The sequence below is a fragment of the Streptomyces sp. NPDC048436 genome (genome assembly GCF_043200355.1).
GTDB lineage: Bacteria > Actinomycetota > Actinomycetes > Streptomycetales > Streptomycetaceae > Streptomyces.
This window is the reverse complement of sequence record NZ_JBICXP010000001.1, coordinates 100,259-115,458: the sequence shown is the minus strand read 5'-3', so window position 1 is coordinate 115,458 and position 15,200 is coordinate 100,259. Positions and strand designations below refer to the sequence as shown.

Sequence of the window (15,200 nt, the reverse complement as noted above, 5' to 3'; positions counted from 1 at the left end):
GTTCCCTTACCTACGGAGATTTCTTGCCCGCGTTTCCCGGACGCCGGACGAACCGGTTCTCGGCCCGTCCGGCATCCGAGGACCTGCCCCTACGGCACGACCACGATCTTCCGCCCCACGCCGGAGGCGAACCGCTCCAGGGCCTGCGGGTACTCGTCCAGCGGCATCCGGTCACTGATGAACACATCGGGGTCCAGCACACCCCCGGCGAACAGCTCCGCCGCCCGCTCGTAGCTGTGCAGGACCGCCATCGACCCGGTGATGGTGATCTCCTGGTTGTAGATGCGGTAGGGGTCGATGCTGACCCGCGTCGCGTAGTCGGCCACCCCGAACTGCAGGAACGTACCCGCCTTGGCGACCCGCCCCAGGCCGTCCTGAATGGCCCCCGCGTTCCCCGTGGCGTCGACCACGATGTCCCAGCCCTGCGGCCGGTCGAGATCGTCCGCGCCGGCGGCCGACCCCGAGACACCCAGCTGCCGCGCGGTGGCCAGGCGGTCCGGGTTGAGGTCGACGACGTCCACGCTCGCCGCTCCCGTCCGCTTGGCGAGCTCCAGCATCATCAGGCCCATCGTCCCCGAGCCGTAGATCAGGACGTGGGCGCCCAGCCGCGCCCGCAGCACGTCGTAGCCGCGCACCGCGCAGGACAGCGGCTCGATGAGGGCCGCGTCCTGGGTGCGTACGTTCTCCGGGAGCCGCACGCAGTTGGCGACGGGTGCGAGCGCGTACTGGGCCGCGCCGCCCGCCGTGGTGACACCGATGGCGGCCCAGCGCTCGCAGAGGTTGTTGTGGCCGGTGCGGCAGTAGCGGCACTCGTAGCAGTAGAGCGAGGGGTCGACGGCCACCTGGTCGCCTACGGAGAGCTCCGTCACCTCGCTGCCGAGCCCCACCACCTCACCGGCGAACTCGTGCCCCGGCACCACCGGCAGCGTGGGCGCGAACTCGCCTTGCAGGATGTGCAGATCGGTCCCGCACAGACCGCACGCGGCGACCTCGACGACGACCTCGCGCGGCCCCGGCGTGGGGTCGGGCACCTCGCCGACGACAGCCTTGCCAACGGACTCGATGATGGCGGCCTTCACTTGACGGCTCCCAACGACAGGCCCTGGACCAGCTTGTCCTGGGCGGCGAACCCCGCGGCGAGCACCGGCAGGGAGATCACGAGCGACGCGGCGCACACCTTCGCCAGGAACAGGCCCTGGCTGGTGATGAAGCCGGTCAGGAACACGGGCGCGGTCTGGGCGACGACACCCGTCAGCACCCGCGCGAAGAGGAGTTCGTTCCAGCTGAAGATGAAGCAGATCAGGGAGGTCGCCGCGATCCCGGGCAGCGCGATGGGGGCCACCACGCGCGCGAGGATGGTCGGCAGGCGCGCCCCGTCGATCTGTGCGGCCTCGATGATCGCGACCGGCACCTCGGAGAGGAAGGACTGCATCATCCACACCGCGATCGGCAGGTTCATCGACGTGTAGAGGATGACGAGCAGCCAGATGTTGTCGAGCATCTCGGTGTTCTTGGCGAAGAGATAGATCGGCAGCAGGCCCGCCACGACCGGCAGCATCTTCGTCGACAGGAAGAAGAACAGGACGTCCGTCCACTTCTTCACCGGCCTGATGGAGAGCGCGTACGCGGCGGGCAGCGCCAGGAGCAGCACAAGCAGGGTCGAAGCGACCGATGCCACCGTCGAGTTGATGAGCGAGGGCCAGGGGCTCGCCCCGCCGCCCGTGCCGAAGAAGTCGCGGTAGCCGTCCAGGGTGAGCGAGGCGGCGAGCGAGGGCGGGTTGGTGGCGGCGTCCTCCTCCGAGTGGAAGGAGGTCAGCGTCATCCAGGCGATGGGCAGGAAGAACAGGATCCCGGCCAGCCAGGCGGCGAGGCCGAGGCCCGCGGAGCCGCGGATGCGAAAGCGGCTCCCGGGCTGTGCACGTACACGCGTCACGTCGGTGCTCATGAGCGGGACGCCTCCTCACGGAACAGGGACGAGACGACCCGCAGCGCGAAGGTCGCGATGATGAGGGAACCGATGACGACGAGGACACCGGCGGCGGACGCCAGGCCGTTCTCGTGGGCCTGGTAGAAGCTCTGGTAGACGGTGTAGGGCAGGTTGGCCGTGCCCAGGCCGCCCGAGGTGATCGTGAAGACGGCGTCGAAGTTCTGCACGATGTAGATCGAGCCGAGCAGCGCCCCCAGCTCCAGATAGCGGCGCAGATGCGGCAGCGTCAGATAGCGGAACACCTGCCAGCTGCCCGCGCCGTCCATGCGGGCCGCCTCGATGAGTTCGCTGTCGCGGCTCTGCAGCCCGGCGAGCAGGATCAGCATCATGAAGGGCGTCCACTGCCAGATCAGGGAGGCCTCGATGGCGATCAGAGGCGTGTTGGAGACCCAGTCGGGCTGGGTGGCGCCATCACCGCCGACCCAGTGCAGCAGGCCGTTGAAGAGGCCGTACTCGGGGTTGTAGAGCACGTGCTTCCACAGCAGCGCCGCGGCCACCGGCACCAGGAGGAACGGCGCGATGAGCAACGTACGCACCAGGCCACGGCCGCGGAACTTCCGGTCGAGGAGCAGGGCGAGACCGAGCCCGATGACGAGGCTCGCGAGCACGACGGTGGCCGTGAGCACGATGGTCGTCAGGACGGACTTGCGCAGGTCCGGGTCGGTGAGGACCTCGGAGTAGTTGGAGAGGCCGGTGAAGCTGCGGGCGTCGGGGTAGAGGGCGTTCCAGTCGAAGAAGGAGATCACCAGCGTCGCCACGAAGGGCAGCTGGGTCACGACGACCATGAAGATCAGGGCGGGCAGCAGCGGGCCCCTGGTGGCCCAGGCGCGCAGCCGTCCTCCTGGTGGCCTGGCTCCGGACACGCGCACGGTTTTCGGCGCGACGGTGGTGGTACTCGCGGTGGCGGTCATCGTCCCTCGTACTCCTCGGCGATCTTCTCGGCGAGCTTCTGTGACTTCCTGAGGGCCGATTCGACGGACTGGCGACCGGCGATGGCCGCGCTGATCTCCTGGGAGACCTTCGTGCCGAGGTCGGTGAACTCGGGGATGCCGACGAACTGGATGCCCGGCGCGGGCCGGGGCTGCACGCCCGGGTCACGCGGCCGTGCGCCCTCAATGGCGGCGCGTGTGACGTCCTGGAAGGCGGCTGCTTCCTTGCGGTACTCGGGGTTGGCGTACGTGGAGGCGCGCTTGCCCGCGGGGACGTTGGACCAGCCGATCTTCTCGCCGACCAGCCGCTCGTACTCCTTGCTGGACGCCCAGGAGACGAACTTCCAGGCCTTGTCGGGGTTGCGGGAGGCCTTCTGCAGGCCCCACGCCCACGTGTAGAGCCAGCCGGAGCTCTTGGTCTTCTCCACCGGCGCGGGTACGTAGCCGATCTTGCCCTTGACCGGCGACTTGGCGGATTCGAGCGAACCGGCGGCGGCCGTCGCGTCGTACCACATGGCGGTCTTGCCCTGGGTGAGGTTGTTCAGGCACTCGGCATAGCCGGACTGGGCGGCTCCGGACTCTCCGTGGTCGCGAACGAGGTCTACGTAGAAGCGAGTTGCCTTTTCGAACTCGGGGGAGTCGAGGCGGGCCTTCCACCCTTTGTCGAACCACGTCCCTCCGAAGGTGTTCACCACGCTGGTCAGGGGCGCGATCAACTCGCCCCAGCCGGGGAGGCCGCGCAGACAGATGCCCTTCATCCCGGACTCGACGCCGGCACCTTCGACGTCACCCGCGAGCTTCGCCACCTGCTGCCAGGTGGGGTGCTTCGGCATGGTCAGTCCGGCCTTGTCGAACACGTCCTTGCGGTACATCAGGAAGGACGACTCCCCGTAGAAGGGCTGTCCGTAGAGCTTGCCGTCGTCGCCGGTGAGGGACTGGCGCATGGGCGGCAGGACGTCCTTCTCGTCGTACGCCTTGTCCTCGCGGGTGTACGAGCCGACTTCGTGCAGCCAGCCGTTCTTGGCGTAGATCGGTATCTCGTAGTTACTGAGCGTCGCGACGTCGTACTGACCGGCCTGGTTGGCGAAGTCCTGGCTGATCTTGTCGCGGACGTCGTTCTCGGGCAGGACCGTGAAGTTCACCTTGATGCCCGTCTTCTTGGTGAAGTGGGCGGCGGTGAGCTTCTGCAGTTCGACCATCTGCGGGTTGTTCACCATCAGTACGTTGATGGAGTCGCCGCCTGAACCGGTCCCGCCCGCTCCGGCCCAGCAGCCGGAGAGCAGCGGGGCAAGCAGCGTCCCTGCGGCGGCCGCGGCCAGTGCGCGCGACCTCCGTCGGCTCTGGGTTCGCATGAATGCTCCTGGACGTATGGGGACTTATGGGATGCGTGAGGGCGTGCGGGATCGCTAGAGGGACAGGGACAGGGACAGGGACGGGGAGTTGGGGAAGAGGGGGGGCTTGTGGGCGTCAGACGCGGATGACCTGCGGGCCCTGGAGCGAGTAGCGGTGTGCCTCGGACGCGGGCAGGTGCGTGCTCGTGACGATCGCCTCCAGCTCGCCGACGTGCCCGAACCGGCAGAAGCTCGACGCCCCGAACTTGGTGTGCACGCCCGCGAACACGGTGCGCCGTGACGCGCGGATGGCCTGGGTCTTGACCTCGCTGACCGCGGGGTCGGGTGTGGTCAGGCCGTGCTCACGGGAGATGCCGTTGGCCCCGATGTACGCCAGGTCGATCACGAACCCGGCCAGCATCCGGGTCGTCCAGTGGTCGACGGTCGCGAGGGTGCCCGGGCGGACCCGGCCGCCGAGGAGAAGGACGGACATGTTCTCCGCCTCGGCGAGGGCGCCGGCGGTCGCGAGGGACGCGGTCACCACGGTCAGGGCGCGGCCCTTGGCCGCTTCGGGGAGCGCTTCGGCGATGAGCTGCGGGGTGAAGCCCTCGTCCACGAAGACCGTTTCGGCGTCGCCGAGGAGGTCGGCGGCGGCGGTGGCGATCCTGCGCTTCTCCGGGACGTGCATGGTGGTGCGGAACGCGAGGGTCGTCTCGAAGCCCGCGCTCTCCACGGGGTAGGCGCCGCCATGGGTGCGGCGGACCAGGCCGTGGTCCTCCAGGGCGCGCAGGTCGCGGCGGACGGTCTCCTTGGCGACGCCCAGTCTGTCGGCGAGTGCGGTGACGTCCACGGAGCCGGAGTTCCGTGCCGCCCGGACTATTTCCCGCTGGCGCTCTTCCGCGGTCATGGGTGCCGCCTCCTTCCCTCACTGTGCCCGTTCGGGCCCTGTGGGGAAGTTCTACAGCGGGGGACGGTGTGTGAACAGGCTCGGAGCGGGGGTGATGGTGCCCGTCTCTGCCCGTTTGCCGGGGCGGCGGCCTGTGGGTCGGGCGTGAGGGGTGCCCGTTCGGGGGGTGGTGGGTGCCCGTTCGCTGCCTGCTTCGGCTCAGCGGGGTCTGGGGCGGAGCCCCAGGAGCCCCTCAGTAAGGCCACACCGGAGGGTTCGTACAGAAGTGCCCCCCGAGGTTCGCGTGATCCGGGTTGGCCGGGTCCAGCTCACCCCCCTGGGCGACCAGCTTCTCCGCGTACTCCTCGGAATCGTCCTCCGGCGAATAACCCAGTGCCCGCGCCGACGAAAGGTCCCACCACAGCCGGGTGTTGGCGGACGAGCCGTAGACCACGGAATGCCCCACCGTGGGAGCGGTCAACGCCGCGTGGAAGAGCCTGGCGCCGTCCCCCGGCGACATCCACACGGACAGCATCCGCACACTCGTCGGCTCCAGGAAGCACGAGCCGATCCGCACCGAGACCGTCTCGACCCCGTACTTGTCCCAGTAGAACTGGGCGAGGTCCTCGCCGAAGGACTTGGACAGCCCGTAGAAGGTGTCGGGGCGGTGCGGTGTGTCGACCGGGATCAGCGGGTCGTCGCCGACCGGGCGTGGCGTGAAGCCCACCGCGTGGTTCGACGAGGCGAACACGATCCGCGGGACGCCCTCCTCGCGCGCGGCCTCGTAGAGGTTGTACGTCCCCTCGATGTTCGCCCGCAGGATCTTGTCGAAGGAGGACTCCAGGGAGATGCCCGCGAGATGGATGACCGCGTCGACGCCCCGCACGGCCTCCCGCAACGCCTTCTTGTCGGCGAGGTCCGCCGTGATCGCGTCCGGCTCGCCGTCGACGGGCCGCACGTCGAGCAGCCGCAGGTCGTAGCCGTAGGCGGGCAGCAGCCCCCGCATCAAGGTGCCGAGGCCGCCGGCGGCGCCGGTGAGCAGGACGGTGCGGGGAGCGGGCATGAGGGTCTCTCCTGGTATCAGCGGCTGCATTCGTGTGCACGTACAGCATTCACATCTGTAGACACGCTAGGGATCAACGGCTCGCCACGTCAAGTGTCGTACGGAGAGTCAAGTGTCGTACGGAGGCGGGGAATCCGCTCTCGAATCGCAGTTCTCTCGGAGTTCTCTCGTGGACCTTCGAGCTTGACCAGGGCTCAAGAGGCGGCTTAGCGTGGGTGCGTTCAGAAATATGGACGTGGATCAGAAACGTGCACGCTAAGGGAGAGCCCGTGACGTCAGCACCCCTCGCCGCTCGACTCAGCATCCCCAGCGGGCCGCTGTTCTTTCCGGTCACCGCCTACGCGCCGGACGGCACCCTCGACCTCGGAGCCTTCCGTACGCACGTACGGGCGGGGATCGAAGCGGGCGCCGCGGCCGTGTTCGCGTGCTGCGGCACCGGCGAGTTCCACGCCCTGACGCCCGAGGAGTTCCAGGCGTGCGTCACCGCCGCCGTCGACGAGTCGGCGGGACGCGTGCCGGTGGTCGCGGGCGCCGGGTACGGCACGGCGCTCGCCGTGCGGTACGCCAAGGCCGCCGAGGAGGCGGGCGCCGACGGGCTGCTCGCGATGCCGCCCTATCTTGTCGTCGCCGGGCAGGAGGGGCTGCTGCGGCACTACGCGGAACTGGCCGCGGCGACCTCACTCGACGTCATCGTCTACCAGCGCGACAACGCCGTGTTCACCCCGGAGACGGTGGTCGAGCTGGCCAGGACCGAGGGCGTCATCGGCTTCAAGGACGGCCTCGGCGACATGGACCTGATGCAGCGCATCGTCAGCGCCGTGCGCGCGGAAGTCCCGGAGGAATTCCTCTACTTCAACGGTCTGCCCACCGCGGAGCTGACCGGGCTCGCCTACCGGGGCATCGGCGTGACGCTCTACTCGTCCGCCGTCTTCTGCTTCGCCCCCGACATCGCGCTCGCCTTCCACCGCGCCTTCAATGCCCGGACCGCCGAGGGCGACGCGACCGTGAACCGGCTCATCGACGGCTTCTACCGCCCCTTCGTGGAGCTGCGCAACGAGGGCCGCGGATACGCCGTCTCCCTCGTCAAGGCGGGCGTACGTCTGGCCGGGCTCGACGTCGGCTGGGTGCGGACGCCGCTGCACGAACCCGCCGACGAACACATCAAGCGCCTCGCCGAACTGACCGAGCGCGGGCGCGCCCTGCTGCGGGAGGAGGGCGCGTGAGAACCTCCGCCTTCCTGTACCCCTGGGACATCGTCGGCGACCCCGAGGCGCCCGCGCGCATCGCGGACCTCGGCGTCCAGCAGGTCACCCTCGCCTCCGCCTACCACTCCACACGCGCGCTCACCCCCCGCCACCCCCGCCACCGCATCGTCACCGCCGAGCACGCGGCGGTGCTCTACGAGCCCGGTGAGCGGTGGGAGGGGCGCGAGCTGCGCCCGTACGCGGCGGGGAGCTGGGCCCCGGGGGGCGCCTACGGAGAGGCCGCCGACGCGCTGGCCGCCGCCGGGCTCGACGTACACACCTGGGTGGTCCTCGCCCACAACTCCCGCATGGGCGCCGACCATCCGGGCACCTCCGTCGTCAACGCCTACGGAGACCGCTACCCCTGGGCCCCCTGCGTCGCACAGCCCGCCACGCGCGCGTACCTCGTCGACCTCGCGGCGGAAGCCGCCGTGCGCCCCGGCGCGGGCGGCACCGAACTGGAGTCCCTCGGCTGGTACGGCGTCGCGCATCTGCACGCCCACGACAAGATCGCGGGGGTGCCGCTCGGGGAGGCCGGGCAGTACCTGATGTCGCTGTGCTTCTGCCCCACATGCCGTCAGGGGTACGCGGGGCATGGCCACGAGCCGGGCGAATTGGCGGCCGGGGTCCGCCGCGCCCTGGAACCCGTATGGCGCGGCGAGGAGCCCGCGGGCGGCTGGGAAGCCGTCGAAAAGCTCCTCGGCGCCGAGGCGGCGGCCGCCACGCGCGCGTGGCGCGAGGAAACCGCCCGCACCCTCCAGGAGACGACGATCGCGGCGGTGCGAGCCGCCGCCCCGGAGGGCTTCCGCGTCCTGCTGCACGCCGACCCGGTGGCCTACCACTGCGGCGCCAACGCCGGAGTCGACCCGCGCCACATCCTCTCCGTGGCCGACGGCGTGGTCGTGCCCTGCACGGGCGGCGCCCAGTCGCTGACCCCCTTCGACGCACACCGCACGGACCGCACCACCCTCGCCGCGAACCTCACCGTCGTCTCCGGCATGGGCGGCAGCCCCGCCACCCTCGCCACCGACGCCGCACGGGCGGCCACCCTTGGCGCCGACGAACTGCGGCTGTATCACGCAGGTTTGGCGTCCGACGCGGATCTGGCACACGTGAGGACGGCCCTGACACAGCTGGCTTGACCGGGCGTGTGCGCCCCCGCACTCTCTGTCGCCCGCGAAGTGGAAGCGGTTACCATCCGCGCAACCATTTCGCTCCAGTACGAGGAGACAAGGTGCGCAACAAGGGGATAGCGGCGCTGGTCTGTGCCGGGATCATGGCGGGCGCCGCGGTACTGGGCGGGGCCGTGCCCGCCGCCGCGCAGACCGACGGCGGACAGGCCGCCGCCGCACCCGACATCCGGGAGCGACTTGAGAAGATCCCGGGCATGAAGGTCGTCTCCGTGGTGGACAGGGAGGGCTACCCCTTCTACACGCTCTCGTACACGCAGCCCGTCGACCACGCCCACCCCGGTGCCGGCACGTTCACGCAGCGCGCCACGCTCTGGCACAAGGCCACCGACAAGCCGACCGTCCTCTACACCGGCGGCTACACCCTCGCATCGAACACCACCGCCCTCACCAAGCTGATCGACGCCAACCAAGTCAGCGTCGAGCACCGCTACTTCGCGCAGTCCCGCCCCTCGGGCGCGGCCGGCTCCGACTGGTCCAAGCTCACCGTCCAGCAGGAGGCCGCCGACGAGCACCGCCTCACCCAGGCGCTGCGCGGCGTCGAGAAGGGCAAGTGGCTCGGCACGGGCGCCAGCAAGGGCGGCATGACGGCGACGTACCACGAGCGTTTCTACCCCGACGACCTGGACGCGGTCGTCGCGTTCGTGGCGCCCAACGACGCCGACAACAAGGATGACAGCGGCTACGAGCGGTTCTTCAAGACCGTGGGCACGGCCGAGTGCCGGACCGCGCTCGACGCCGTGCAGCGCGAGATGCTCGTACGCCGCGACGCGCTGATCCTCAAGTTCGAGGCGGACGCCAAGGCGAACGGCGACACCTTCGAGGAGACACTCGGCACCACCGACCGCGCCTACGAGTTCGCCGTGCTCGACCAGGTGTGGAACTTCTGGCAGAGCGGCACCATCGACAACTGCCCGACTGTGCCCGACGCCAAGAAGGCGACCGACGACGAGCTGTACACGTGGTCGAAGGCGCACGGCTTCAGCGTCTACCAGGACGAGACCCTCGGCACGAACGGCACCGGCCCCTATTACCGGCAGGCGGCGACCCAACTCGGCTGGGCCGACCTGAAGTTCAAGCACCTCAAGGACGTCCGCCACTACCCGGACATCTATCAGCCCAACTCGGTGCTGCCCGAGGCGATGCGCGGCTCATACAACAACAGGACCATCGCGGACGTCGACCGCTGGGTGAAGACGCGCGGCCAGCGGATGATGTTCATCTACGGCGAGAACGACCCGTGGAGCGCGGAGAAGTTCACTCCCAGCCACCGCGACTCCTACCGCTACGAAGCACCCGCCTCCAACCACGGCGCCTCCATCGCCAAACTGCCCGCCGCCGAGCAGGCCGAGGCCATCGCGACCATCAAGCGCTGGGCCGACGTGAAGTAGCGTCGCGGGCGATTAGTTCTGGGTCCCAGGCCGGTCTACAGGGCAGGACAAGCGGCCCACGGCACAGGGCCGCCCGGATTCGGGAGGAACCCATGACAGAGACGATCGACTTCGCTCCGCAGGCGCGGCTCGTAGCGGGCATCGCGCAGGGCGTCGGCGACGGGCAGCTCTCGGGGCCCACGCCCTGTCCGGAGTACGAGGTGCGGCATCTGCTCGGCCATCTGGTCGGTCTCACCGGCGCCTTCCGGGACGCCGGGCGCAAGGATCTGGGTGTGCACCTCGACCAGAGCCCGGGGGACTCCCTTCCGGATCTCGGCCCGGACTGGCGTGCCGAGCTGCCGAAGCTGCTCGACGAGCTGGTGGAGACGTGGCGTGACCCGGCCGCGTACGAGGGCATGACCCGGGCGGGCGGAATCGACCTGCCGGGAGCCGTCGCGGGCGCCGTGGCCATGGACGAACTCGTCGTGCACGGCTGGGACCTGGCGCGGGCGACGGGCCAGGCGTACGCCCCTGACGAGGCGAGCCTCGCGGTGGCCCAGGGGTTGCTCACGCCCGCGGAGGGCGACGACTCCGGGAACGGCCTGTTCGGGGCCGTGGTCCCGGTGCCGGACGACGCCCCGCTGCTCGACCGCGTGATCGGCCTCAGCGGCCGGGACCCGGGGTGGAAGCCCGGGGTGTGACCCCCGGGCTTTCTCCGGATCGGGTATCGATCGGGTAAAGGGTCTCGCGGGGTGCCGTGTGATGCGCGTAGACAGTGCGCGTAGACAGGTGTTGACCTGCTCTGACCTGGTGCCCCTTACAAAGCCCTGACAGGCCCCGATCCGGAGAAAACGACCTATGCGGAAGTCCCTACGGGTGGCGGGTATCGCCACCGCCTGTGCCGTCGCCGGCGCCGCGCTGTACGGCACCGGCGCCGCCACCGCCGACAACGCCGAGGCGCGGCACACCGCCGAACCCCAGAACATCGGCCTGCTCGTCGGCGAGATCGACGACTACTACGGCGCCTACCAGGACGACGAAGGCGTCTGGCGGTCGTCGTCCGACAGTCCGTACGCCAAGGACCTGGCGCGTATCCAGGCGAAGGCGAAGAAGGACATCAGGAAGGCCGCCGCGCACGGCGCGAAGAGCGGCTCGCACACCGCCAAGGGCGCCTCGCGCGGCAAGAAGCCCGCGATCGTCCTCGACGTGGACGACACCTCGCTGCTCAGCTTCGACTACGAGAAGACCACCAACTACACCTACAACGGCGCCACCTGGGACGCCTACGTCAAGGCGGCCAAGCGCCCCGCCGTCTTCGGCATGCCCGAACTCGTCGCGTACGCCAAGAGCAAGGGCGTCGAGGTCTTCTTCCTGACCGGCCTGAGCGAGTCGCAGCGCGAAGGCGCCGTCACCAACCTCGCCAAGGCCGGGTACGACACGAAGCTCGACACCACGCACGTGTTCACCAAGAACAAGACCAACCCGCCCGCCTACCTGAGCGGCTGCGCCACGCCCGCCAAGTGGGAGTGCACCACCGTCCAGTTCAAGGAGGGCACGCGCAAGTACATCGAGTCGACCGGTTACGACATCGTCGGAAGCTTCGGCGACCAGGTCTCCGACCTGGCGGGCGGGTACGCGGACAAGACGTACAAGCTGCCGAACCCGACGTACTTCGTCGGGTAGTCGTCACCGCGAGATAGGTTGCATTCCTGACTAGGTCGCTCTACGGTCTAGGTAGCTCACATGCTCATGGGGTCGCGGCGGGCACGCCCGCCGCGACCCCTTCGGGAAGGGGGATCCCACCCATGACCATCTCGCTCTCACCGGACTTCTCGGCCGCGTCCACGGCCGTCACCGCCGCGCTCGGCGCCTATCTGCTGTTCGGCGAGCCCTGGCTCGGCCGCCGCCTGTACGCCTCGCTCGCCCGCCGCCGCGAGACCGAACCAGGCGCCCTGATCGGCTACTTCACCTTCGTGCTCGTCTTCTGGTGGGCCTTCGCCGCGCTCGCGGTGGCGGTGCTGCTGCTCTCGCCGGGCATGGCCGCCGCCGACCTCGGCATCGTGTCGCCCGCGTCGCCCGTGGGCACGGCCGTCGTCATCGTCTTGGTGGCGGCGGTGTCCGTCAGGACGGGGCGCAGAATGCGGGCCCTCGCCAAGGGCGGCAAGAACGTACCCGGGCTCGCCTCCGTCCAGGCCATGCTGCCGCGCACCCGGCAGGAGCGCCGCCTCGCCATCGCGGTCGCCGTGACCGACGGCCTCTGCGCCGAACTCGTCTACCGCGGGCTCCTGATCGCCTTCGGCGTAGGCGTACTCGGCCTCAACCTCTATATGGCGGCGGCTCTTTCGGCCCTTGTGTACGCCGCAGCGGGTTTCTATCAGGGCCGCAGCGGTGTCATCGTCTTCGCCGGTGTCGGCGTGCTGTTCGCCGGGCTCTATGTGGCGACCGGCAGCCTGGTGCTGCCCATCGCCGTCCATATCGCCGTATCCGTACGTGACTTGACGCTGCCGGTGCCGGAGCCACTCGGCTCCGTTCCGTCGTACGCGCCGACCCCGAAGGGCAGTTGACCGTGACCGCACCCGCCTCCGGAGGCGCGAAGAGTGACCGCAGAGCCAGCTGGTTCAAGGGCGTCCTCGACCTGCTCGTGCTCGCGAGTCTCACCGACGGCGAGAGCTACGGCTACGAGATCGCCAAGCTGCTCGGCGCCGCGGGCTTCGGCCAGATCAAGGGCGGCACGCTCTACCCCGTGCTCAACCGCCTGGAGGAGGCGGGCCTGGTCGCCGCCGAGTTCCGGGCCACGGAGAAGGGCCCCGGCCGACGCTACTACTCGCTCACCGACGCGGGGCGCGCCACCCTCGGCGAGCAGGGCGGGCTGTGGCTCGCCTTCGACGGATCCGTACGTGAGGTGCTGGCAAAGGCGGGTGTGCGATGAACGAAGGCTACGTACGCGACAGTTATCTCCTCGACCTCGCTGACCGGCTCCGGGAACACGGCCTGCCCGCCGACCGCATCGAGGCCACCGTCGCGGACCTGGGCGCGCACCTGGACGAGTCGGAAGGGGCCGACCCGGAAGCCGAGTTCGGCCCGGTCGAGGAGTTCGCCCGCGAGCTGGCACCGGCCGGAGGGCAGCCGCACGACGCCCCCGAAGCGCACGTCGAGACGTGGCGATGGACCGCCGACACCTACGTCGACGAGGAGCTCCTGAACCGCTTCGGCGGCGAAGGCTGGGAGGTCGAACGCGTCGACGCGCTCGGGCGCTTCGTCAGCCACCGGGACCTCGACAGGCCGCAGCGCTGGGAGTACCGGCGCGAGCTGGTCACGCGGGGACGTGAGGGGATCGACGAACGGCTGGCCCCCGAGGGCTGGGAGGCCTGCGGGAACTGGATCGTCTACGCGTGGTTCAAGCGGCCGGTGGCGGCGAGCCTGGGCCCCGAGGCGGAGATCCCCGCACCGCCCGCGGCGCCCGAGCGGTGGAACTTCCTGAGCGCCAAGTTCTATGTGCTGCTCGCGGTCGCCCTGGTGGCCGTCGTCCTGACGGGCATCGGAGCCGCCGTAGACGACGACGGCGATTCGAGCACGGGGCTCGGCTTCGCAGGGGGACTGCTGGTGGGGGCCGCGGTGGCCGTGGCCGCCCTGGTGGCCCTGCAAGTCCGGCGGCGCGGACGCCGCTGAGACCGGACCCCACACGACCCGCACCGCCGCCGGAAGCAGGCCCCGGCGGCGGTGCGGGACGGCTACGACTTGAGAGCCGCCTGCATCATCGCCTTGGCGATCGGCGCCGCCAGACCGTTGCCGCTGACCTCCGACCTCGCCGCGTCAGAGGACTCGACGATGACCGCCACCGCGACCTCCTTGCCGTCACTGCCCTTGGCGTACGAGGTGAACCAGGCGTACGGCGTCTTGCTGTTGTTCTCGCCGTGCTGAGCCGTACCGGTCTTGCCGCCCACGTCCGCGCCACTGATCTGCGCGTTCGTGCCCGTGCCCTTCTCGACGACCGTCTGCATCGCGGACTGGAGCTCGCTCGCCGTGCCCTCGCTCATCACCCGCTCGGAGTCCGGGTCGTCGAACGACTCCAGGACATCGCCGTCCGAGTCGGTGATCTGGGACACCATGTGGGGTGACACCAGCTCGCCGCCGTTGGCGATCGCCCCCGAGACCATCGACATCTGCAGCGGCGTCGCCGTCACGTCGAACTGGCCGATGCCGGTCAGAGCCGTCTGCGCCTTGTCCATGTCCGAGGGATACACGCTCTCGGAAGCGCGCACCGGCACGTCCAGCTTGTCGGTGTTGAAGCCCATCTTCTCGGCCATCGCCTTGACCTTGTCCTGGCCCAGGTCGACGGCCATCTTCCCGAAGACGTTGTTGCACGAGTACTGCAGCGCCGTACGGATCGTCGCGTCCTCGCAGGGCGCGGACGCGCTCTCGTTCTTCAGCGGGGTGGTCGAGCCGGGCAGCATGTACGGGTTCGGGCTGTCGGTCCTGGTGTCCGCCGAGCCGTAGAGCCCGTCCTCCAGAGCCGCCGCCGCGACGACCAGCTTGAACGTCGAACCGGGCGGCAGCGGCTGCCGCAGCGCGCGGTTGACCATCGGCTTGTCCTCGTCCTTCAGCAGCGCCGCCCACTCCTTGGAGTCCGTGGAACCGCTGATCTTCGAGGGGTCGTACGAGGGTGTGGACACCATGCCGAGGATCTTGCCCGTCTTCGGGTCGACGGCGACCGCGGCGCCCTTCTTCTCGCCGAGAGCCTTGTACGCGGCCTTCTGCACGGACGGATCGATCGTCGTGACCACGTCACCCGGGTCGGCGCGCTTGTTCGTGACCGTGTCCAGGGGGTTCTTCAGACGCGTGTCCGTGCCGTCGAGGACGTCCTTGTAGATGCCCTCCAGCTGTGTCGCCCCGTAGACCTGCGAGCTGTAGCCCGTGACGGCCGAATACAGGTCGCCGTCCTTGTAGGTGCGCTTGTACGCGAGGTCGCCGCCCTTCGTCCGTTCGGAGCCGGTGACCGCGTCGCCGCCCACGATGATGTCGCCCAGCGGGTTCGCGTACTGCTCGATCACGTTGCGCCGGTTCAGGTTGTCGTCCGCGAGAGCCTTCGAGTCGTAGAACTGCACCCACGTCGCCCGCGCAAGGAGGGCGAGCACGAGCAGCAGCGTGAAGACCGAGGCCTGCCTGATCGTCTTGTTCATCCCGTGAAAGGACGAGCGGC

15 protein-coding genes are annotated in these 15,200 nt (G+C 69.6%); 8 read left to right on the top strand and 7 right to left on the bottom strand.

Going from position 1 to position 15,200, the window contains the following annotated elements; translation table 11 throughout:
* Positions 1-89: 89 nt before the first annotated feature.
* From ACGFX9_RS00580 to ACGFX9_RS00555, 6 genes are all read right to left on the bottom strand, one after another.
* Positions 90-1,079, bottom strand: coding sequence for a zinc-dependent alcohol dehydrogenase family protein (locus ACGFX9_RS00580; RefSeq protein WP_393463012.1), 990 nt, complete (start codon positions 1,077-1,079; stop codon positions 90-92).
* Entirely contained in the window at positions 1,076-1,945 is an 870-nt protein-coding gene (locus ACGFX9_RS00575) for a carbohydrate ABC transporter permease (RefSeq protein ID WP_393463011.1), read from the bottom strand. Before ACGFX9_RS00575 ends, ACGFX9_RS00580 begins: the two co-directional genes overlap by 4 nt.
* Entirely contained in the window at positions 1,942-2,898 is a 957-nt protein-coding gene (locus ACGFX9_RS00570) for a carbohydrate ABC transporter permease (protein WP_393463010.1), read from the bottom strand. The genes ACGFX9_RS00575 and ACGFX9_RS00570 overlap by 4 nt, the downstream gene beginning before the upstream one ends.
* The gene (locus tag ACGFX9_RS00565) at positions 2,895-4,268 is read right to left on the bottom strand and encodes an ABC transporter substrate-binding protein (RefSeq protein ID WP_393463009.1); all 1,374 of its coding nucleotides are present in this window, start codon (positions 4,266-4,268) and stop codon (positions 2,895-2,897) included. The genes ACGFX9_RS00570 and ACGFX9_RS00565 overlap by 4 nt, the downstream gene beginning before the upstream one ends.
* A 115-nt stretch (positions 4,269-4,383) precedes the next feature.
* The gene (locus tag ACGFX9_RS00560) at positions 4,384-5,154 is read right to left on the bottom strand and encodes a DeoR/GlpR family DNA-binding transcription regulator (RefSeq protein ID WP_393463008.1); all 771 of its coding nucleotides are present in this window, start codon (positions 5,152-5,154) and stop codon (positions 4,384-4,386) included.
* 232 nt (positions 5,155-5,386) lie between these two features.
* Positions 5,387-6,196 carry an NAD-dependent epimerase/dehydratase family protein gene (locus ACGFX9_RS00555; protein WP_393463007.1) on the bottom strand — a complete coding sequence of 270 codons (810 nt, stop codon included), beginning with the start codon at positions 6,194-6,196 and terminating at the stop codon, positions 5,387-5,389.
* 269 nt (positions 6,197-6,465) lie between these two features.
* On the opposite strand from ACGFX9_RS00555, the gene ACGFX9_RS00550 reads away from it, so the two are divergent.
* The 8 genes from ACGFX9_RS00550 to ACGFX9_RS00515 all read left to right on the top strand — a co-directional run bounded on the left by ACGFX9_RS00550 (position 6,466) and on the right by ACGFX9_RS00515 (position 13,669).
* Entirely contained in the window at positions 6,466-7,419 is a 954-nt protein-coding gene (locus ACGFX9_RS00550) for a 5-dehydro-4-deoxyglucarate dehydratase (RefSeq protein WP_393463006.1), read from the top strand.
* Complete coding sequence (locus ACGFX9_RS00545; RefSeq protein WP_393463005.1) at positions 7,416-8,582, top strand: hypothetical protein; 1,167 nt, start codon at positions 7,416-7,418, stop codon at positions 8,580-8,582. Before ACGFX9_RS00550 ends, ACGFX9_RS00545 begins: the two co-directional genes overlap by 4 nt.
* Positions 8,583-8,674: 92 nt before the next feature.
* Positions 8,675-10,021 carry a S28 family serine protease gene (locus ACGFX9_RS00540; protein ID WP_393463004.1) on the top strand — a complete coding sequence of 449 codons (1,347 nt, stop codon included), beginning with the start codon at positions 8,675-8,677 and terminating at the stop codon, positions 10,019-10,021.
* 92 nt (positions 10,022-10,113) lie between these two features.
* Entirely contained in the window at positions 10,114-10,701 is a 588-nt protein-coding gene (locus ACGFX9_RS00535; protein WP_393463003.1) for a TIGR03086 family metal-binding protein, read from the top strand.
* A 157-nt stretch (positions 10,702-10,858) separates the two neighbouring features.
* Positions 10,859-11,683 carry an HAD family acid phosphatase gene (locus ACGFX9_RS00530; RefSeq protein WP_393463002.1) on the top strand — a complete coding sequence of 275 codons (825 nt, stop codon included), beginning with the start codon at positions 10,859-10,861 and terminating at the stop codon, positions 11,681-11,683.
* 122 nt (positions 11,684-11,805) lie between these two features.
* Positions 11,806-12,564 (top strand): CPBP family intramembrane glutamic endopeptidase, encoded by a 759-nt coding sequence (locus tag ACGFX9_RS00525; RefSeq protein WP_393463001.1) that lies wholly within the window; start codon positions 11,806-11,808, stop codon positions 12,562-12,564.
* Between the two features lie 2 nt (positions 12,565-12,566).
* Positions 12,567-12,929, top strand: a complete 363-nt coding sequence (locus ACGFX9_RS00520) for a PadR family transcriptional regulator (protein WP_393463000.1) — start codon at positions 12,567-12,569, stop codon at positions 12,927-12,929.
* Entirely contained in the window at positions 12,926-13,669 is a 744-nt protein-coding gene (locus ACGFX9_RS00515) for a hypothetical protein (protein ID WP_393462999.1), read from the top strand. The genes ACGFX9_RS00520 and ACGFX9_RS00515 overlap by 4 nt, the downstream gene beginning before the upstream one ends.
* A 62-nt stretch (positions 13,670-13,731) precedes the next feature.
* Here the strand turns inward: ACGFX9_RS00515 and ACGFX9_RS00510 are convergent, their stop codons facing one another.
* Positions 13,732-15,180 carry a peptidoglycan D,D-transpeptidase FtsI family protein gene (locus ACGFX9_RS00510; RefSeq protein ID WP_393462998.1) on the bottom strand — a complete coding sequence of 483 codons (1,449 nt, stop codon included), beginning with the start codon at positions 15,178-15,180 and terminating at the stop codon, positions 13,732-13,734.
* Positions 15,181-15,200 lie beyond the last annotated feature (20 nt).

Bases quoted from the DNA above. Each gene is read 5' to 3' on its own strand.
- ACGFX9_RS00575 (WP_393463011.1), bottom strand. From the start codon at position 1,945: ATGAGCACCGACGTGACGCGTGTACGTGCACAGCCCGGGAGCCGCTTT.
- ACGFX9_RS00570 (WP_393463010.1), bottom strand. From the start codon at position 2,898: ATGACCGCCACCGCGAGTACCACCACCGTCGCGCCGAAAACCGTGCGC.
- ACGFX9_RS00565 (WP_393463009.1), bottom strand. From the start codon at position 4,268: ATGCGAACCCAGAGCCGACGGAGGTCGCGCGCACTGGCCGCGGCCGCC.
- ACGFX9_RS00560 (WP_393463008.1), bottom strand. From the start codon at position 5,154: ATGACCGCGGAAGAGCGCCAGCGGGAAATAGTCCGGGCGGCACGGAAC.
- ACGFX9_RS00555 (WP_393463007.1), bottom strand. From the start codon at position 6,196: ATGCCCGCTCCCCGCACCGTCCTGCTCACCGGCGCCGCCGGCGGCCTC.
- ACGFX9_RS00535 (WP_393463003.1), top strand. From the start codon at position 10,114: ATGACAGAGACGATCGACTTCGCTCCGCAGGCGCGGCTCGTAGCGGGC.
- ACGFX9_RS00530 (WP_393463002.1), top strand. From the start codon at position 10,859: ATGCGGAAGTCCCTACGGGTGGCGGGTATCGCCACCGCCTGTGCCGTC.
- ACGFX9_RS00525 (WP_393463001.1), top strand. From the start codon at position 11,806: ATGACCATCTCGCTCTCACCGGACTTCTCGGCCGCGTCCACGGCCGTC.
- ACGFX9_RS00515 (WP_393462999.1), top strand. From the start codon at position 12,926: ATGAACGAAGGCTACGTACGCGACAGTTATCTCCTCGACCTCGCTGAC.
- ACGFX9_RS00510 (WP_393462998.1), bottom strand. From the start codon at position 15,180: ATGAACAAGACGATCAGGCAGGCCTCGGTCTTCACGCTGCTGCTCGTG.